Annotated in this window: 13 protein-coding genes; 4 read left to right on the forward strand and 9 right to left on the reverse strand. The window is 47.4% G+C overall.

Going from position 1 to position 20,558, the window contains the following annotated elements:
* Positions 1-5: 5 nt before the first annotated feature.
* From GQF01_RS08180 to GQF01_RS08210, 7 genes are all read right to left on the reverse strand, one after another.
* Positions 6-1,166: an ABC transporter permease gene (locus tag GQF01_RS08180; RefSeq protein WP_161406282.1), complete on the reverse strand. Its 1,161-nt coding sequence runs from the start codon at positions 1,164-1,166 to the stop codon at positions 6-8.
* Complete coding sequence (locus tag GQF01_RS08185) at positions 1,163-2,161, reverse strand: ABC transporter permease (RefSeq protein WP_161406283.1); 999 nt, start codon at positions 2,159-2,161, stop codon at positions 1,163-1,165. The genes GQF01_RS08180 and GQF01_RS08185 overlap by 4 nt, the downstream gene beginning before the upstream one ends.
* 122 nt (positions 2,162-2,283) lie before the next feature.
* On the reverse strand, positions 2,284-4,245 hold the full coding sequence (locus tag GQF01_RS08190) for an ABC transporter substrate-binding protein (RefSeq protein WP_161406284.1): 1,962 nt from the start codon (positions 4,243-4,245) through the stop codon (positions 2,284-2,286).
* A gap of 837 nt (positions 4,246-5,082) precedes the next feature.
* A complete protein-coding gene (locus GQF01_RS08195) occupies positions 5,083-5,943 on the reverse strand; it encodes an AraC family transcriptional regulator (RefSeq protein ID WP_161406285.1) in 861 nt (286 codons plus the stop codon).
* Positions 5,944-6,158: 215 nt separating this feature from the next.
* Positions 6,159-6,971, reverse strand: a complete 813-nt coding sequence (locus GQF01_RS08200) for an MBL fold metallo-hydrolase (RefSeq protein ID WP_161406286.1) — start codon at positions 6,969-6,971, stop codon at positions 6,159-6,161.
* A gap of 13 nt (positions 6,972-6,984) precedes the next feature.
* Positions 6,985-7,878 (reverse strand): SMP-30/gluconolactonase/LRE family protein, encoded by an 894-nt coding sequence (locus GQF01_RS08205; protein WP_161406287.1) that lies wholly within the window; start codon positions 7,876-7,878, stop codon positions 6,985-6,987.
* A gap of 137 nt (positions 7,879-8,015) precedes the next feature.
* Positions 8,016-11,918 (reverse strand): polysaccharide lyase family 8 super-sandwich domain-containing protein, encoded by a 3,903-nt coding sequence (locus tag GQF01_RS08210; protein ID WP_235959263.1) that lies wholly within the window; start codon positions 11,916-11,918, stop codon positions 8,016-8,018.
* 734 nt (positions 11,919-12,652) lie between these two features.
* Between GQF01_RS08210 and GQF01_RS08215 the strand changes: the two genes are divergently transcribed.
* Entirely contained in the window at positions 12,653-13,804 is a 1,152-nt protein-coding gene (locus GQF01_RS08215; RefSeq protein ID WP_202556122.1) for an MFS transporter, read from the forward strand.
* A gap of 47 nt (positions 13,805-13,851) precedes the next feature.
* The gene (locus tag GQF01_RS08220; RefSeq protein WP_161406289.1) at positions 13,852-14,631 is read left to right on the forward strand and encodes a 3'-5' exonuclease; all 780 of its coding nucleotides are present in this window, start codon (positions 13,852-13,854) and stop codon (positions 14,629-14,631) included.
* 113 nt (positions 14,632-14,744) lie between these two features.
* On the opposite strand, the gene GQF01_RS08225 is transcribed toward GQF01_RS08220, so the two are convergent.
* Together GQF01_RS08225 and GQF01_RS08230 are read right to left on the reverse strand one after the other, a co-directional pair.
* The gene (locus tag GQF01_RS08225) at positions 14,745-15,122 is read right to left on the reverse strand and encodes an IDEAL domain-containing protein (protein WP_161406290.1); all 378 of its coding nucleotides are present in this window, start codon (positions 15,120-15,122) and stop codon (positions 14,745-14,747) included.
* A gap of 97 nt (positions 15,123-15,219) precedes the next feature.
* Positions 15,220-15,912: a polysaccharide deacetylase family protein gene (locus tag GQF01_RS08230; protein ID WP_161406291.1), complete on the reverse strand. Its 693-nt coding sequence runs from the start codon at positions 15,910-15,912 to the stop codon at positions 15,220-15,222.
* A gap of 128 nt (positions 15,913-16,040) precedes the next feature.
* Between GQF01_RS08230 and GQF01_RS08235 the strand changes: the two genes are divergently transcribed.
* Positions 16,041-17,609 carry an SWIM zinc finger family protein gene (locus tag GQF01_RS08235; RefSeq protein ID WP_161406292.1) on the forward strand — a complete coding sequence of 523 codons (1,569 nt, stop codon included), beginning with the start codon at positions 16,041-16,043 and terminating at the stop codon, positions 17,607-17,609.
* Entirely contained in the window at positions 17,606-20,518 is a 2,913-nt protein-coding gene (locus GQF01_RS08240) for a DEAD/DEAH box helicase (protein ID WP_161406293.1), read from the forward strand. The genes GQF01_RS08235 and GQF01_RS08240 overlap by 4 nt, the downstream gene beginning before the upstream one ends.
* Positions 20,519-20,558: the final 40 nt, after the last annotated feature.

A 20,558-nucleotide genomic window follows, 5' to 3' on the forward strand; every position in this document is an offset into this window, starting at 1 on the left:
ACCTCCTATTTGTATGGATCTGCCGCATCACGCAGTCCGTCCCCAAGGAAATTAAACATTAAGACCGTCATGATAATGAATGCAGCCGGCCACAGCAACCAAGGGTGATGGGCTAGTGTTTCCAGATTTTGCGCATCCTGCAGCAGCACTCCCCAGCTTACAACTGGCGCCTGAAGTCCAATTCCAAGGAAGCTTAAAGCAGTCTCACCCAGAATCGTGCCAGGAATCGAAAGCGTCACATTCACGATGATGTAGCTGGCGAAGGACGGCAGCAAATGCTTGCGAATAATGCGGAAATCACTTGCTCCGGCAAGTCTGGCCGCCATCGTGAAATCCTCTTCACGCAGAGACAATATTTTCCCCCGCACAACGCGAGCCAGTCCTGTCCAGCCAATGATGGAGAAGATGAGAATTAGTCCGAAGTACGTTTGCAGCGCTGACCAATCTCTTGGTAATGCAGCTGTAAGCGCCATCCAGAGCGGAATGGTTGGAATACAGATGAGCAAATCAATCGTTCGTTGAATGATAGTATCCATCACACCGCCCAGATAACCGGATATTCCGCCAAGCACTAATCCCAGAATGAGGGTTACAACGATGCCGAGCAGTCCGAAAGAGAGCGAGATTCTAGCTCCATAAATGATTCTGGACAGGAGGTCATGTCCCAGCTTATCGGTTCCCATCAGAATGAGCGCATCTTTGGGATTCTTCAATCCGAACAAATGACGTTCCATCGGGATTAACCCCCACAGCTTATACGGCTCGCCTTTTGTGAAGAAATAAATCTCAAACTTCTTCGCCGGATCTTCCGAGAACGTGCGTTTAAACGTATTTTGATCGACTTTCTCGCTCATTCCGTAGACAAACGGCCTAAGCTGAAAGCCATTATTCGGATCGACAAAATGAATTTTCTGCGGCGCTGCGTTCTTATAATCGGTGTACCTCGCCTCCTGCACCGTTGGCGCCAAAAATTCACAGAAGATGGCTACCAAATAAAACAAAATTAACACAACCGCAGAAAAAACAGCCATTTTGTGTTTAATGAATTTCCACCACATCAACTGCCACTGGGAAGCAACCTCGTATTGATTATCGGCTCCGACTCGGTTCCGGTTGTTCACCTTGGTCCTCCGAAATCGATTCGCAATCGTCGTAATCGCACTCATTCTGCAACACCCCCGAAGCGTATTCTCGGGTCAACGAACGCTAGCAAGATATCTGACAGCAACGTTCCGATGACCGTCATCACGCTAAGAATTAACAGGAAGCTTCCCGTTAAGTACACGTCCTGGAACATCAGTGCTTTGAGCAGCATCGGCCCCGTTGTTTGCAAGTTCAGCACGATCGAGACGATAGCTTCCCCTGAAATAAGCGCCGGAAGTGTCCAGCCGATTGTCGAAATCAGCGGATTGATCGCTAATCGAACGGGATATTTGAATAGCAGCTTGCCCTCAGGAACACCTTTGGCTCTAGCGGTAATGACATACTGCTTCGATAACTCATCCAGCAGCATCCCACGTGTAATACGGATCAGCGATGCTGTTCCTGACATGCCAATAACGACGACAGGAATAATGAGCCTTGGCAGCATATTCATGATTTTGTCCATCGTCCATGGGGCATCCACGTATTGGGCTGAGAATAAGCCAGTAATCGAAACGCCTGTTTGCGCGAAAATGACATACACAATAATCAAAGCAATAAGAAATCCTGGCATTGCCAGACCAATGAAGCCTATAAACGTAAACACATAGTCAAGTGCCGAATATTGATGTGTCGCTGAATAAATCCCAATTGGAATCGCGATCAGCCACACAAAAACTAGGCAAATGAGCGATATGATAACTGTCAACGCCAGTCTTGGACCAATGACTTCTGTCACAGGCTGATTCCATTGAAAGGAACGACCTAAGTCACCGTGCAGCACAATATTTTTGATCCAAATGATGTATTGAACAATTAAAGATTTATCTAATCCATAAAGCTGTTGGAGGTTAATGACCGTACTTTCTGAAACCGCCGATCCGGACTGCTTTAACGTAGCAATATATTGTGTCAAGAAATCTCCAGGTGGAAGCTGAATGATCACAAAAACGATAATACTGATGGCAACAAGCAGCGGGATAAGCTGCAGGAGCCGATACGAGATATAATTCAGCATGTGATTCCTCCTTCCAAAAATGTACCCTGTCTCTGAACGAGCCGTGGAGCCCGGATCAAACGACCTGCCGCCGTCCGGGCTCACTACTGGCTCCTGTTCAATTATTTACGAGTATTTACTGATCATTTGCTAAAGAAGAACTGCTCGCCGCTGAAGTTCGCGCCGATCGCAAAGCTGGTGTCATTCGGGATGTTGTGCAGCTTCGCATTAACGATGAGTGGCTGCTTCACTTCTGTAATCGGAATGAAATAGTACACTTTGTCTTTCATCACTTGTTTAATTTCAGCTACTTTTTTCTTTGCATCTTCTGGTTTGGCTGCTGCAGCGTCGTTGATCATTTTGTATAGGTTCTTGATGTCTGCAGGCGGCTCTTGACCGTTCTTACCGCCTGAAGTACGCCAGAGATCCCATTGAGCTCCCCAAAGCTGCGTACCCCAATCGCCCATGTACCAGAGCGGTGTATGTGTCCAAATCATGGTTGCTTGTAATTCATTATTCGTATTCCGAGTGGTCCAGAGCGTTTGGTCGATCGTTTTCATCGTGACGTTCAGACCGAGCTGCTTCCACATCTCTACGATCAATTGCGTCAATGGCACGATATCCGGCGCTTGGGCTCCAACTTCGAACGGAATCGTGAACACTTTGCCATCCGGTCCAAGACGTTTGCCATCGGCTCCTTTGGTGAGACCCATCTCATCAAGCAATTTGTTCGCAGCAGCCAGATCAAACGTCGGATCTTCGATGCTGCCCGGCTTCGCAAAGCCATAGTAGATCGTGTCGATGATCTCTTTGCGGTTCAGCGCCAGACTCAGCGCTTTGCGGAAGCGAACATCCTGAACGACTTTTTGCCAGTTCGGATCGTTGAACGTTTCGTTCAGGAAGATATCCGTCGGCGTAACGTGCATGTTGGCCAGCAATGCTTTGTAGCCGTTTTTCTCATTTTCACGATAAAGCGGCATTTTGATCAGAGCAGCTGACTCCCTGGAGAAGTCGACTTCACCAGCAATCGTTTTCAAACCAACCATTTCAATGTCCTGCACGAGTGTACTCTGGATGCTGTCGATATACGGTAATTGATTGCCTGCCGTATCAACTTTGAAGTAATACGGGTTGCGCTCATACGTTGTTAGTGATTCCGTCGATTTGGTCATCATCCATGGATAAAGCACAGGGAAGCCAACGGCTTTCTTATTTGCAAGCTCCCAATTCGTAATATCTTTGTCGTTAAAAAGGTTGAACCATTCGCCAGGCTGGAAGCCTGCTTGTTTAATCAGCGGTTCAAGTTTATCGAGTGGCGTGTACTTTTTGTGGAACTGTTTGAGGTAGTGCGCTGGACGAATGAGCTCTGTGTACCCACGCCAGCCTTGAATAGCGAAGCGAATCAAGATACCTCCGTACGGACGGTCGAACGTCAGCTTAAAGTTCAAATCGTCGACAACTTCCAGTTTCATCGGAGCTGCATCAGCTTCACCGCCGCCACGCAACCATACAGGGAAGATCGGCGTCAGCTCAGGATCGTTCAAAATATCCTCAACCGTAAATCTAACGTCTTCCGTTGTAACCGGCTTGCCGTCGGACCATTTCATGCCTTTGCGCATGGAGAATGTGAAGGTTTTTTGATCATCGCTGACCTTGTAATCTTTGAGCACGTTACCTGTGATCGTGTCGCCCAGAATACCTGGCGTGTTGAGCAGCGGTTCATTGTTCATGACGAAAACGTCAGCATCCCAGTCCGGAGCAGATGTAACCGTTCTCAAAACACCGCCGTACGTACCGACTTCGTATTTCATTTGGCTCTCCGGTATTTCATTCGTGAATTTATAATCGCTTGGCAAGCGATCTTTCACAGGTGGCAGCCCTTTTGATGCCAAAACCGGTGAATCCTTAAAGTCTGTCAATTGCGCAGGCTGTCCGCCCCCACCGTCAGGTGCTTTTGTTGGATCCGGCGCTTTCGTTGCTTGTACCGCAGCAGTCGTTGGCGCTGGAGTTGTCGAAGCTGGACTGTCTTGACACCCCCCAAGTACAAGCGTCAACATGAGTGCTGAAACCAGGAGTAAAATAATCGACTTCCTCCTTGACTTCATTTGCAACCCTCCGATTTCATAAAATGTTTTTGAGTTTGTGGACTCATCCTCATTGTTATGGAGATTGCCCCTAATAATCAACCTTATTTTCTGAAAATTCACTATCTTCACTAAACACACCACTCATCGTTAAGATTCGACAAGATTAGACCGATTCGGCTCTTTGCGCATAAAATGTAACCGCTACCAATAGTTTCTCGACATCATTTGCTGCTATGAAAATGAACATATCCCGCCTCAAACGGGAGGCGACATAGCAGTGAAAGCTGGACTCTAGGGCTGAGTCGCGGATTTGCAAAGAAAGTCCCACAAAGTCAAAACTGGACTTGTGGTTTGGCTAGAAGGCTAGGTTCATTGGACGAATTCCAATGAACCTAGTGATTTGAAGGCTCAATTAACGATCCTATTGGATGAAATCCAATGAGATCGGTTAATTGAGCCGCTGAAGCACCTGATATTGCTCCTTCATTGGAATTCATCCAATGAAAAGAGCAATTTAGGTGCGCCGTTGGCGTTTTCATTGGATTTCGTCCAATGAGGCTGCGCTGCCCTAGCACTTTGAACACGCTAACTCTCGCGGGAGGTGCTCAAACCGCGCTACTCCCTCCGCCGTAACGCTGTTTTTCATCGCTAACGCACACGACTCGCTCCCCTTTACCGCTCAGGGGGTTGCCCTACCATCACAATCTGCCCCAAACACAAATAGCCCGCTCCAGAAGCGGAGCAGGCCAGCATTCTTTTCCCATATTAAGCGTTTACAATTTCAACGGTTTGTAAATTACTTACACGCCATTACGCACCGCACCTATCCCTCATAACCTCTCTTCAAGCACATTTTCACATCTGCTTCCTAAGCTGCTGAGGCGTCATGCCCAAGGTCTGCTTAAAAAGGCGGAAAAACTGCGTTTTATCCTCATAACCGACACTTCGTCCGATGCTTTCGACAGAATCCTTCGTTTCCAGCAGCATTCGCTTCGCTTCGCGCAGCCTGACGTCGTGAACGTATTCCGTGAAGGTGAACCCCAGACAATCTTTGAACATTTTGCTCAAGTAATAAGGGGAATAAAAGCTCTCTCTAGCCAAATCATTCAGCGTAATATGTCCTGCATAATGCTCCTCGATGTAAGACAATAACTGGGGCAGCATGTGATAAGCCGTACGTAATTCTGAGTTATGTAAGTTTTCTTGCATCGATCTGAACATCCGTGTCAACAATAATGTCGCGTAGCCGTGAAGCATAGCTAAATATCCGCTTTTTTTACCGCAATATTCCGTGTACATCGTTTCGAGCAGCTGCTCGACCTCAATCATGCTTTTCCCCCTGAATGTGACGTGGGGCGAAGGATTCGCGAGTGAGGACTTGAACTCATGAAACAGCATGAGCGGGAGAAACTCGGAAGCGCTTTCGGTAGCATGCAATCGATTGCTCAAAAACGCAGGGTCCAGCAAGATGTTCATATACTGCATGTTCTTCTGAATTTCAAACGAGTGCCGGTCACCAACATTCATGAACAAAAAGTCCCCGCGCTGCACGGCATATGACTTCCCATTCACTTGATGATAGCCAGCTCCTTGCCCGATATAAACCAGCTCGACAAAATTATGCGTGTGCTCCGGCTCATTCGCCTTTTGATGAAGCTTGTAAAGCGCAATTTTCTCAGTTTGCTGGATATAGTCAACGGATTGGTACATTTTCATCTGAACAACACTCCATTCATAATGGTCATGTTTGCAGCTGTTTAGGTGCGTACCAGCTTCTTCAGCATATCACAGAACATGTGATATCTGTAGATGAAGATGTGCTTAGTTACAATAGCCTAAGTGGCCTATTTTCACCGCTCAGTCTTGTCGAATGTTCTGAAAACAAGGCCGCTTACTGTCCAGCTCAGACGGAACATTAAACGGCCTAATTACTAATTCACTTTCCTATACACAAGCGTCTCACCTGGTTGAAAAATATGAAACTTCTGCCCCAGATGCTTCTGATAAAGTCTGTCCACGAAAGGTGAAATGCCTTCACTATTATTAGGATACATATCGAAGTGAACAGGTACCACGATATCAAAATGAAGATAAGCAGCCAAATCTGCCGCTTCCAAAGCGTTCATATTGCCCACGACGCCAAGTCTGTTGCGGAAAATATCCCGGCCATTAATCGGCAGGAAGCCTACATCAATGGTATAGCCCGACAACACTTCTACCAACTCATCCTTGAGCAGCGTATCCCCTGCATGATAGAGGCATAAGTTGTCCCATTGTAGCATGTAGCCCAAATAATGGTCCCAGCCCTCTTTATCCTGCACACGCTCTTCATGCCACGCTGGTATCGGTTGGATCGTCAGCTCGTCAGCGAACGACCAAGCCTCCTGAACACCAAGCGCTTGCAGCCTACTTGGGTCTATTCCCATTGCCTCTAGCGCCGGCAAGCAAACCCTAGGAGCACCGAATCGACAGCTTGGAGATGCCTCCGCAATAGCCCGCAGCGTCCCCGGATCCATATGATCCATGTGTTCGTGTGTACAAAGCACAAGATTCAGATCCGCCAATGTCTCAGGTTTCACCGGCGGTGCATACCTTCTCACCCAGAACCCATCGGGAGAACCTCCGAGTTGATCGACAGAATCTGTCAAATACGGGTCAATCGCTATGGCAATGTCGTTTTTTCGCAAAATAACGCCAACCTGTCCAACGTACTGAATGGTTAGCTGATTAGCTTCTAATGACATAAAATTACTCCTTTTATTGGTTGTATGATGCACCGAATGCCTGTGTCTTCGTTCCTTTAACACCAGGTTTGACGGCAAAAATGCCACCAGCGTGCGGCTGATCTCCTGCTTGTTCATCCTCCAGCCCTTTTCGTGCGCTCGTTATGTACAAAATGTCCAGGTCATCTCCGCCAAAAATACAAGAGGTTACTTTCGCTGCTGGGACTGCGATGCTCTCCAGTTTAGTACCCGTCCGAGGATTCCAACGCGACACCTGCCAGCCATCCCAGTGAGCAATCCACAGCATCCCTTCTGCATCAATCGTCATCCCGTCAGGGAATCCTTGTTCACTTGCGAAATCGATCAATGTTCTAGGACGACTAATTTCTCCTTTTTCCGCATCATAATCAAAAACTAACACTTTTTTTCTCATCGAATCAATATAATACATCTCTTTTTCATCCAGGCTCCAGGCAATCCCGTTGGATACACCCACATCCTCGTGAACTTTGCGATAGCTATAATCTGTTTCAAGCACATAGAGGGAGCCAGTCGCCCCTTTTTCAATGATTTCCATCGTTCCCGCCCAGAATCGGCCGTGGCTATCACATTTTCCATCGTTAAACCGATTGAAAGGCAAATGTGCTTCTGGATCAACGAGAGGCGTTAACGTACTCTTCTGCATGTTGAAGGATTGAAAACCGGATTGCGTCGCCAAAACGACCTCATCTTTCCCAGCGCAAACAACAGCACCTACATATTCTCCAATAAGAAATGACTCATTTTGACCCGTCTCCGGATAAAACCTACAGAATTTCTCTTCTAGAATATCAACCCAATAGAGCGCTTTCTCATTCTCATTCCAGCATGGTCCTTCTCCTAGAGTGGCTTTAGCGTCCAGAACCAGCTGTACGTTCTTCGAACCCATTAGACATCAACTCCTCTTCCGTTATTGTAAACCGTCCTCGTACGAATTGGAAGAAGCAGGAATGCCTTTCCGCAAAAAAAAGAAAGGGCTTTCCCTCCGCCATTTTCATGACTTCCAGGAAAACCCGATTAGGCTGCTTATGCCTTCAAAAATGAAATGGCATTCAACAAAAATGTTGCGAAATTGCTGTCGATTTTTTTACCTGACTGCGCTCGAACAAACTGTTCAATGGCATTTAAAGCGATTTTGACACCTTTGTCATCCTTGTGCTTTTGCAAAGCCTCGACCAACATCAACAAGCCATTGTAGATGCCTTGATTCGTAATCCAACCTTGTTGGTACGCATATCGCACCGCCTCGTCCAAATGCATGACATCCATGTGCACCTTCAGCACATAGTTCGCTGCCGCTTCATTCCCTGCAGCATCCGTTGCCGCAACGTTTACTTGATGCTCACCAATACGAAGCGCAAACGGTTTGTACGCATAGGGCTCGCTAACGCTAGCTCCGTCAAGTTTGACAGATTTGGCAACCACTCCGCTTCCTTCATCGCTCATGTTGAAGTTTAGACTGCCACTATCCGTCCAATAAACATCCATCGTGACCGTCGACGTGATCACTGGCGCTTTAGTATCAATTTTGAGTTCAACCGTTTTGGCTGATTCTTGATTGCCGGCTTGATCAATACTGTAATAACGAATTTGATGCACGCCATCTTCAGAAACAGTAACCGTATTGCCTTCCGTAAATGCACCGTTATCAAGGCTGTACATCGTTTTTTGTACGCCGCTGTCAGCGTCGCTTGCCGTTAATGTAACGGTTTGAGCCGTGCGCTGCCACCCTGATTTCGCATCATCTGTCGTTATCGGAGCTGCTCCATCCTTCTTGAAGGTAATCACATGCGTTTTACCAAACGAGCTCTCAACATGTATATCAAGCTTCAAGACAGGTGAAGCTTGCTGTACCGTAATCGTGCTGTCACCGCTAACGAACAATAAGCCCCTTTTATTCAGCTCAAGTGAAATCACACTCTGCGCTTGCGTTGGATCAGATACCGCGATGGAAAGCTCAGTCTCTGTTTCCTTCACCATTACGGAAGCTGGATTGTAAGCGGTAATGCCTCCTACGGAACCAGGGTTCCAGAAATTAGCTGCGGCAATACCTAGCTGCTTCTCTTTCACGGCATGCACATCGGCAGTGTTGCTTAAAATTTCAACATTCGGCGATTGACTGTACGCCTCCGTTGCCGCTGCATCCTTGTGTGGCAGCATGACATAGGCATAGGAAGCATTCGTCGGATTTTGCCCGTGTTCGAAAGCCAAGCTTGCATAATTACGCGTTATCGGCGTATTCGATTGTCCGCTGTTAATCTCTTGCCAGCTTCCTGTTCGCGCTTCACGTAAGCCATAGATGCTCGCCGAATCTGGGAAATAGTAGCCGATGTCTGAATTCGCTACGTTGCCAGCTAGATGTGCCCATTTCACATCATTTAGTATTCCTGACCAGCCTAGCTGATTCGATTGGACAGAACCGTTGACGATAAGGGCATTGTCTCCGGCATCATTCAGTTTCCGATTATCGATGATGGTTTCAACTGGCGCGCTGGCTGCAGAGCTTTTCGAAATCCCTGCTCCTAAAGCAACGATTTCATCATCGAACATGAACCATGATTTTTTGCCTTGCAGCGTGCTGCCCGTCACTTTATCCATCGAAAAATCCATGCCTGCGGCGCCATAAAGGCCGTCGATGGTGGAGCCGCCTACCCAATTTTTAGCGTTCATGTACGAGGTCCACTCGCCAGGGGTCACACCTTTGCCCGACTGATCCGTCGTTGTGCCTGGCAATCGGAATGAATCCACCGTCGGCCAGAAATCATTGCGGTACTGGTTCAGATCCTGATCGTATAGGAACGTCATTCCGATTCCCGTGTACCAGCCTTTGAGATTTTCGTTATTTCCTTTTTCAAAAGCAGAAATCCGGTTCGAGAACAGACTTAGCCCAAAGCCATAACCATCCCGCAAATGAACCACACGATCCATGCCGGCAAATACTTGATTACGTTTCAATTCTCCTCTGGGCCAAATACTTGAATCGCTCATCAGCTCTTTAATCAAAGCTAACTCATAAATCGGCAGTCCATCCACATAATTCGCATAGGTCGTATCAGTCATAATCCACTCCTTCGCCATCCGCTTAATCGAAAGCGCAACGTCAGCTGGTGCTCCTTCAGCCAAGCGAAGCAAAGTGGTAATCGTACTTCTTGCGCTGCCTGATGCTTGTCTGGAAATACCTCGGCCATTCACCATATCCATGTAAAGTCCTTTGTAAATAACGGGTTCGAACGTGTCTGTCACCCATTGGTACACATTATTAACGTTAGGATCCGTTACAGGCCATGGGGAGCCGTTAAGGACATACGTCATGTCAGCTGCCCGACTAAGCCATACAGCGCCATAACCTGCCGTATACGCAATATTCGTATGCTGGACTAAGGAACCATCTATGTATACTCCGTCTCCATGATTGGCATAAACAAATTCGGGACCAATCGGGTCACGGCCTTGCGTAATTTTGGCGCTGTTATTGCCGATGATGCCCCGCATTGTAACAACAAGCGCTTTGTCCAGCAGATTTGCGCCAGTTTCAACAACATTGTTAAGCGTGCGCTTTTTCGGGTCAGGGACAAATCGGTCGATAGCTTTCATATGTTTCGTAATCTGAGAAGGTGTTAAATATTCATACATCAGGACGAGAATATCATTCATAATTTGCGGAGCGCCGATTTCCCAGTCCCACCAGTTGCCGTACTCGGTTTTGGATTCGTTGTAACGGTTAGCGTTCAGCCAATCCAGCGTGTTTAAAATATCAGCTTTAAGCGCTTCATTATGATATAAGCTGGAGCCCTTGAGCGTATAGGCGAGAGCCATCGTCCTAAGTCTCGCATACGAAGTCGTGACTTGCGCCGAATCCGTCGTGCTGGCAAGGTCATTCCAGACAAGTGTTCGGTCCGCGGACTTGACCAGCGTATCCCAGAAGCCGGTCGCATTGGCATTCGTTACATTATCCACAATTTTTGCTAGATTAGTGGAAATATCTGCATCAGCGGGATCATAATTTATGCCGCCTGTCAGCTTATTGAACCATTTGGCCCTCATCTGTGCGTAGGCTTGATACAGCTCTGCAGATTCAATGTTAACGAGACATTGCGCTTTGATCGTGCCGTCTGGCGTCGAGACGGTAATCGTAGCTGCGCCCAGTCCCACACCAGTAACCTTTCCGTTGTTATCCACAGCTGCCACACTAGGATTCGTTGAACTCCAAATCACCGTCTTGTCCGCCGCATTCGCAGGAACGAACGTTGGCGCTAGTGCGACTGAAGCCCCTTGAGCCATAGAAAATGCACTTTGATCCAGCGTAATCCCTGTAACTCCGTTGTATTCTTCCAAACTCATATCGTCAAACCATACCTTCCCTTTGCCGGTTTCGAGGAACGGCTCGATCACCAGCTTCGTCACATTTGCCGGGATTGTCATGAAAACTTGCTGCATCGTCCAATCCTTCGTACCGAGCAATTTGGCGGATGCTGGGCCGTCACCGACTTTACTAGTGTTATAATATTGTGTTCTAAAATAGGCGCCAGTCCCTGTGACATTATCGGTCTTCACCCACACTTTAAGTCGATAGGATTTACCTGGCGTTACTGTCACAACGCTCTGATTGACAGAAACCCTGCTTGTCGCAAAAGCGTCAAACAAAATAGATTTGCTCCCTTCATGAAAGGTGGTTGAGTCTAAAGAGACATTCGCCGTTTGATTTGGCGCTTTGCCGCTTCCTGTCGGAATCCACAAGCCCCAACCGACCGGCGCAGGACTTGTAATACCATTCCAGCTCGCATCAAGTGTCGTTGTTGTTTGTTCGAAACCGCCGTTGTTGATCAGGTTGGCAGCAGCAGCTTCCACGCTAGGATAAGCGCTTTCATAAAAGGGAACGACAGATACAAGAAGACTTGAAACCATACTGACCGATAGTACTTTTTTCATTTTTCCCAATGCGATCACCTCATCGACATATTTTCATGCGAGAAAACAAATGCTAGAGAATGGTTTATACCAACTTTTCTAGCATAAAGACACTTAACCTTCTAAGCAATCTTCAATTCTTGCATTTCGTTATATAAAAAACGCCGATTCCTGATGATAAAAAAAGCCGACATAGCAAAAAAAGCCGATCATTGCTCAAAGCCCGTTTAACAGACCTGAAGACGGACTTAATGTGGCAGAATAGGGTTTCGTCTAACGGACGGAGATGACGCTATTTGCTTTATATGCGATAGAATTTACATCTAACGGACTCACAAGTCGCTATTAGCCATGGAAACACCTAAAACAACGTCAAATTCCATAGATAACGCCGCCTCAGTCCGATAGCACCCAAATTCAACTGAATTTGGCGGAATAACGGCTTCTGAGTCCGTAAGATAAAAGTGGCTACTTGGGAGGACTGACGAATGATCGGCTATTGGTGGAATACAGCGTACTGTAACTAGTTGGCGACTATTGGCGGAGTTCTTACTCTGGCTGTCAGCTAGCTGCTGCGACCTGGAGCACTGCCCTCTATCTAACGGGCTCAGATAGCTCTATTCTCTGATTTTGGGATAGTGTTATAGTCTGTTTGTCCTGAGACATTTTTCTTTTTGGAATCTTTCGTGCATCATGTTAGAATGTAGTTTTACAGCAAACATAAGCTAATTTCAACTAGGAAGGTTACGGTCATCATGAGTTCTTCAAATCTTTTACGTTCGTTTAATTTTTTGTACTTTGCCCTGCTTGCCATGTTCGTTTCATTTCTGCCTGTTTATTTAGATGCCCAAGGGCTTCCTGCGACCAAAATCGGTCTGATCATCGGAACAGGAGGCATTATTACCATCTTCTCACAACCGCTATGGGGCATGATCAGTGACAGGACCAGAACCATTAAGAAGGTCATGTTGCTTCTATTAGTGTGTTCAAGCCTTGTAGGGTATTTGTTATATACCTCCAATAGCTTCATAGTGCTGCTTCTGTTTACGATGTTCTTGTACTTTTTCTTAATGCCGTTAGATCCTTTAACGGAAAGTCTAAACTTCCAAACAGCGGAAGCAAACGGAGTTAGTTATGGTTCCATACGGACTTTCGGTGCAATTGGCTATGCCGTTATGTCTTTAGCGGTTGGATACGCGATTCAATATCTAGGCTTGAACAGCTTAGGCTACCTTTTCGGAGGAATCGGCATCATCAGTCTCATTATATGTTTAGCACTTCCAGATGCACCAGTGACTGGTAAACCAATCACATTAAAAAGCTTACGTAATTTCCTAGGAAATAAAGAGACAATTTGGTTTATGGTACTAATCTTTATTGTTGCCGTTCCGCAACGAATTAATGATACTTTTTTAGGCGTATATATACGAAAATTAGGCGGAAGTCCTGACTTGATCGGACAAGCGTGGTTTTTAGCGGCAGGAAGCGAAATTCTTGTCTTTGCGTTAAGTTTCTGGTGGCTGCGTAAAGGGAAGGAACTCGCAATTATTGCTTTCTCTGCTTTCTTTTACTTCCTGCGCTTTCTATTGTCCTCATGGATAACGGAACCTCATGCACTTGTTTACTTACAGCTTCTGCAAACCTTCACGTTTCCAATCTTTTATTCCGCGGCGATCCAATATTTATACCGCATTGTACCTGAGGAGTGGAGAGCGACAGGTCAAACAGTTCTTGCACTGCTGTTCTTCGGGGTATCGGGTATTGTGGCTTCGTATCTGGGTGGATGGTTCTATGAAAGCTTTGGCGGTCAATCGCTTTACTTATGGATTTCCATCATGTCCTTTATAGGACTGCTATTCAGCCTAGTACTTAGCACAATCTATGGAAAAACCAAGATGGCAGCCTAAACATTTTCTGCTAAAATGATAGGTATAGAAAGAACGGGGGCAACATCATGGATTACATTATTTTGGACATTGAATTTAACGGCCGCAAGTTTGCGAGCGATTTACCTATGGAAGTCATTGAGATTGGGGCGGTACGCCTTAATGATTCCCTTCAGCAGATCGATGAGTTCTCAGCTCTGATCAAGCCGGTCTATTTCTCCAAATTGAACGGTTTTATTAAAAAGAAGACAGGCATTCCACAAGAGGACATTGATGTCGCCGCTGGCTTTCGTAGTGTTATCACGGAGTTCATCGATTGGCTGAATCGGAGTGATGCTTTTCTACTCGTCACGTGGGGCGGAGAAGATTTGAAACGTATCGTTTTCGATACGAGAATGCATAAATTGGATGATGCGTTCTGGATGAATGCCGACTATTATGATTTACTGAAGGGGTTTATCCGCTACAAAAATGTAACGAATGATGTCAGTGTCGAAGCCGCCCTGCTTGATTTGGAAATTGAGGCGGAAGGCTCCGCCCACAGAGCGCTGGATGATGCGCGGATGACGTCGCTCGTGTTCAAAGCCATCTTTCAGGAGCTTGATTTTGAACGGACACAGCAATATGTAGATGTCTATAGCAATGCAAAGGAAAGACGACTTCTGAAGACAGCCATCCGTTCCATTACAGCCCAGAAGATCGTGCCTACTTGGGAGCTCATTGAAGAGCAATATTTTAAGGACAAAATGGCGCTTACCGATCCAAGAAAAATAACGGAGCTGCAAGCTCTGTTTGAAGCAGAAATGGTGAAAGGGCCGCAAATTGTAAAAAAAGCGCCCGTGCAATAACGTGAGGAGGTGCTGCGGCGGGACCCGCTTACTCACGGACTGAGCGTCCCTCCCCACCACCAAAAAAAGCCAATCCACTCGACACGTTTCACATGTCTTGGATTGGCTTTTCATTATAGCTGATCAACGCCTAAGCGATTTTTGAAAGTAAGTGATGGGAATAATTCGCGCCCGCTGCGTTTGGACTCATTTTGTTGAATGGCGATTAGTTTCCCTGTCAATTCAAGGAACCACATTTCGTCTCTCACCGCGAGGGCAACGTCGATCAAACTTCTTACTTGTTCTTCTATATCCAACGAAATTGCCGGTAATTTTTTAACATCTTGGTTACTGACTTCCATGACTTTACCAATCGTTGATTCACGGTCGGATGCAATCACGTAAATGCGAGTCAAACCTCCAAGCACATCCATGGATTCTACATACCCATGCAACATTTCATCTTGATTCGTAGTGGCTGTAACCCAATCACTGATTTGATAGTTCATCATCCAGCACCGCCTTTAGCGTTATTTTGTAATCTCTAGCTATACTGTAATTATAAATGTTACAGTATCATTTGTCAATGTGGCTCATGCTGAATGAACATTATCTATTTTGTAGGTCATTGACAGTCACAAAGGTATAGCCTTCTTTCGTCAAAGCATCTAAGATACCTTCTATCGCAAGAAGCTCCGAATTATCGTACATAGGATGCAGCAGAATGATAGAGCCCGGCTTAACGTGTTGTACGACTTCATTTACTTTGTCAGAAGCAGCGCTGAAATTCGTATCCGGCTCCAAATTCCACATAATCGTTTGAATATGCTGCTTATGTAAATAATAAGGTAATCCAATCAACTTCTTACCGTTTGGCGGCCGGAAATCAATTTCGCCCTCGTAACCCATCTCTCGAATGAGCTGGTTTGTTTTTTCAATTTCTTCGCGGATAAAAGACGGCTTCTTGAAAACCATTCGTTGATGTGAAAATGTATGATTCCCGATTTGATGGCCAGCCTTGGCGATCTGCTGCCCTGCTTCTCTATTGTTCTCAAGCTCGCTTCCTATTAGAAAAAAAGTAGCCTTTGCTTGATATCTACCCAATAGGGATAAAATTGAAGCGGTTTGTGCTGTTGGACCGTCATCAAACGTTATCGCCACAACTTTTTCATTCGTCTCAACATGGCTGGTTAGCCCGCCGAAGACTTGAAAATTTCGAGCATTCATCCATTTCCATATGCCAAACAATAGAAGAATAACGGTCATTAGTCCTATTCCAATTATGACTATTCTTTTTCTCATTTATTCACTCACCTTTCCTTTTTTGCAAAAAAAACAATTTAAATAAGAAACAAAATTTACAATATTAGCTGCACTATTTATACTAATAAGGTTATTAGATACTCTATTCATTAGCAAGGAGCCTTCCTATGAGCACTTCTACTGTTTTAAATGATGAAGAGTGGTTGAAGCTGCTCGAATATGTGGCTGAAGCCTATACAGACGTAACCCTTTCCAGAGGGTTTACCTATTTCAAACAAGGCCAAGTTGTCTCACTGAGCATTTCTGATGCTCGTTTGGTTCAAGCCAAAGTCGATGGATCTGAGGTTTACCAGGTTTCGCTGAATCTAAATAAGTTCAAAGATGGCAGCTGTACATGCCCGGTTCATGGCGCTTGCAAGCACCAAGCTGCTGTCATGATGGAGCTGGCAGACCGTCTCGGTTACCCGGCTACCCAAATTATGAATGCCAAAATGCAGCTCAAACGCGCGGCTTCGCAAGCCGTCTCCGAATCCGCCATCTTGAATTTGCCGTCCCTGTCGGTTAGCAGCTGGCAGCAGTTTCTGGATCAATTTACAGTTTCCATAAAACCAACCTACGATCAGGGCATTTACGCTCAGCAACTGCGCACTCATTTAACTACGCTAACGCAGGCTGCTATACCTTTTTCGGACCAGGATCGGGGATTTTTTGAACTACATCAATTACTATTCCTTCTGAGAAAAATAAAAGGGCAGAACACGCAAAGCGGGACGAGTTTCTTTACGTCTTCAGCGATCTACAAGATATACGATGATATTCTGACATGGCTGAAAGAGCACACTTCCGAGTTAGCTCTCTCCGAGTCCAGCGAGCGCCTGGAGACGACATTCGCGTATCTTAGAACGCAGATTGCTGAACAGCAAGGGCATAGTTATCAAGACTTTGGCGTGTACGCAGCACTTTGGAACGAATGGATGACTTCAGGTAACGCTGCGGCATTGTCCTACGCCCCTAAAGAAATCGAAGCCATTGAGACATCGATAACAGACAGCTCATCTTCGACGCCTTCGCTTTCTGCCGCGAAGGCTTACATACGCCTCCTAATGTCACAAACCGAGGTAGCTTGGGCAACATTAGAGGAAGGGCCTGCCTTTAAAGATACGCCCGCCTATCTTTTCGCTACTTTCTTCGACCACTTGCTGGCATCCCTCAATTGGAAAGAACTTGTCGATTGGTTAGCCAAAACAGCCTTCTTCTTCAATAATCCGCGAACCCGTGAACTCGATACCTACGCGAATTATTGGCAAAAAGCTGTCGCTCATTATCCAGAGGCGGAAGAACGGATGTGGAAGGCATTTGAGAGCCTCCTGCCGCGTTCTTACTTTCTCATTGAAAATGTTCTCTACGAGCAAGGGAAATGGAAGGCTTGGCTCGAAATGCAGATTCTTCAAGGTCACGATCCGCTTTTTCACAGAGTCAGCGTGCTCCAGCCGATTGAAAAAGAAGCGCCTCAGCTGCTTCTGCCCTATTACCATCAAGCCGTGAACCATTATGTTGGTTTGAAAAATCGTCATGACTACAAGGCAGCCGTCAGACTATTGAAAAGGCTCGAAAAAGTGTATAAAAAAATGAAACAGCCCGGCCACTGGGAAACATTTTTTGCCGGTTTTGTTGAACGCCATAGCAGGCTGCGGGCGCTGCAAGAGGAACTTAGGAAAGGAAAGCTGCTCGGATGAACGCAATATTGCATGATTTACAAGTCAGCATGACACTAACAGATAGCGGCGATGCTTTATTCTGGGGATTTCTTGACGACCGCGATGTACCTGGAGAAAAGCTTCGAAATCTCATGTTCGCTTGGCATGAACCCTCCTATTACGGCACCGCTTTGGACCTGCAGCAGGCTGGAGACATCTCCGTCGTTGTACTCCCCGCGGACATGGTGCTTCCCTTCTTCACCCAGCCTGGTCTCATGGACATCCTGCGCTTGGATGATGGCAATGAAGGCATGAAAGCAATGCGCGAAATCGCACCGCTTCTTTACCAAGAAGCGCAAGCTGGTCGCTATGTCCCTAGCTTGCACGATTTCCACAAAGGGGCGCTGGGCTGGACTTGGGATGCGGAATCCGACGCGCTGAAATCGTTCGATTGGGCAGCCTTTCAGAACCTTGATGCCCTTGGTCAAGGTCTAAGCGGGCTGCGCGCGGCGTTCTCTGCCGCTATCACTGCTGAGCACTATGGAAGCGAAGCGGCGATTGCTGACCTGCGCCGGGATTACCCCGCGTTGTTCCAGCGATCCTCTTCCCCAGTCGCTCTGACGGAAGAAGAATGGCTCGCTTCTTTGGGCTGGCGTCCAGACACGGCACCCTTCCGACCTGCCCTGCAGCTGCTCGAGCCAGATGAAGAGGACGACACATGGCGCCTCCGTCTTGTCCTGCAGGACAAGCAAGATCGCTCTGTCCTCGCGCCGATTCGTCTTACAGCGGAAGGCACCGCTGCAGGAACCTGGGACAGCAGCTGGAGTCCTTATGTGCTGGAACGGTCTGCCGGCTGGGCCGCCAGGCTAGCCGAACCTCTGCCCAGCGGAAGCAGCGGCGTTGAGCTCTTATCTAGTCCACTAGACGATGAATCGGCTTGGACATTCTTAACGGCAGACAGCCGTCACTTACTAGACGGCGGTTGGAACGTTATGCTGCCTGGCTGGTGGGAGGCTGCCTCCAAGCGAAAGCCTCGGCTTCGCGCGAAGGTATCCTCCGAGGCTGGAGGCAAGGGCCAGTCGCTCTTCGGGCTGAACGCCTTAGTCGACTTCGACTGGCGAATCGCTATTGGGGAGGCGGATCTAAGCGAAGCCGAGTTCGCTGCGCTGCTCTCGCGCAATGAGCGCCTCATTCGCTTCCGCGGCCAGTGGGTCTATCTGGATCCCGCTCTGCTTGAGCAAATTCGCAGACTGATGTCCAGCGTTGACCCCCAAGAAGGTTTATCTTTGCTCGATATTTTCCAGCTCCACTTACTTAATGAATCGGAGAAAGAGAATTCACCTAAAGGCAGTGCTTCGCCTGAGGATGACGCTGAGAATGAAGAACGAATTAAGCTGGAAGTTGAGTTAAACGCGCATCTGATGAAGCTTGTGCGTCAGCTTGCACAGCCGTCAGAATTGCAAGAAATCCCTGTTCCTGCAGGCTTGCGCGCTGAACTGCGCAGCTACCAACATGAAGGCTTCACATGGTTAACCTATTTAAGAAATTTCGGTCTTGGCGCCTGCCTTGCCGATGATATGGGACTTGGGAAAACCATTCAGTTCATCACGTATTTGCTGCATCACCAGGCAGAATCGGAGCAGCCAGCTCTGCTGATTTGTCCTACTTCTGTACTCGGCAATTGGCAGAAAGAGCTGGTTCGTTTTGCCCCGGAGCTCAAAGTTCTGCTGTATTACGGCAAAGGCCGTTTAAGCGGCGAAGCGCTTGCTGAAGCCTTGAAGGACACCGATATCGTGCTGACTTCTTACACGACTGCTCTTATGGAGCAAGAAACGCTGCAAGAGACGGTATGGAGCTCCCTTTGTCTAGATGAAGCGCAAAATATTAAGAACGCCCAGAACAAGCAGTCTGCCGCCGTTCGTTCGCTAAAAGCCAAACATCGCATCGCCCTGACAGGCACACCGATCGAAAATCGGTTGTCTGAGCTCTGGTCGATCTATGACTTCCTGAATCCCGGCTATTTGGGGAATCAGCGCGGCTTTCAACATCGTTTCGCGAATCCGATCGAGAAACACCAAGACGAGGAGCGGACGATGCAGCTCCAGAAGCTCGTCAAACCTTTTATGCTGCGCCGCAAAAAGAAAGATCCTGCCATCCAGCTTGATTTGCCGGATAAGCAGGAGATGAAGGTCTACTTGAACTTGACCGCCGAGCAAGGCGCCCTTTATGAGCAAGCGGTCAAGAACCTCATGGAGCGCATGCAAAAGCTGGAAGGCATGGAGCGCAAAGGCGCGATTCTCTCCGCGTTAACACAGCTGAAGCAGCTTTGCGACCATCCGGTTCTGCTGACCAAGGAGGCTCCCCTCTCTGAGGAAAGCTTGCTTGACGAAGACAGCCGGGAAGGTTTCATCGCGCGCTCAGCTAAACTCGAAAGGCTCGCTGCCATGGTTGGTGAACTGCGGGATGAAGGCGACTCCTGCCTGATCTTCACGCAGTATGTCAGCATGGGCAAGCTGCTGGTTGATATTTTGCGGGCGCAGCGGGACGAACCCGTGTTGTACCTGAACGGCAGCACGCCGAAGCAAGAGCGCGACAAAATGATTGATAAGTTTCAAGCCGCGGATGGGCCTGGCATCTTTATTTTGTCACTTAAGGCAGGCGGTGTCGGTCTCAATCTGACCGCCGCAAACCACGTGTTCCACTTTGACCGTTGGTGGAATCCAGCCGTGGAAAACCAAGCCACAGACCGCGCTTACCGGATGGGGCAGACACGGAACGTGCAGGTGCATAAATTCATCTCTCTGGGCACGCTGGAGGAGAAAATCGACGAGATGCTCGAGAGCAAGATGAGTCTGAGCGAAAATGTGATTTCTACCTCCGAAGCGTGGATTACCGAGCTCTCTAATGAAGAACTGCATGATTTATTTGCTCTGCGGAGAGATTGGTAAGGGTTACCGTAGAGCACGTTTTGTGATAAGATATCGAACG

Origin of the sequence: Paenibacillus silvestris (assembly GCF_009882985.1) — a bacterium.
In the GTDB taxonomy this organism is placed as follows: Bacteria; Bacillota; Bacilli; order Paenibacillales; family NBRC-103111; genus Paenibacillus_E; species Paenibacillus_E silvestris.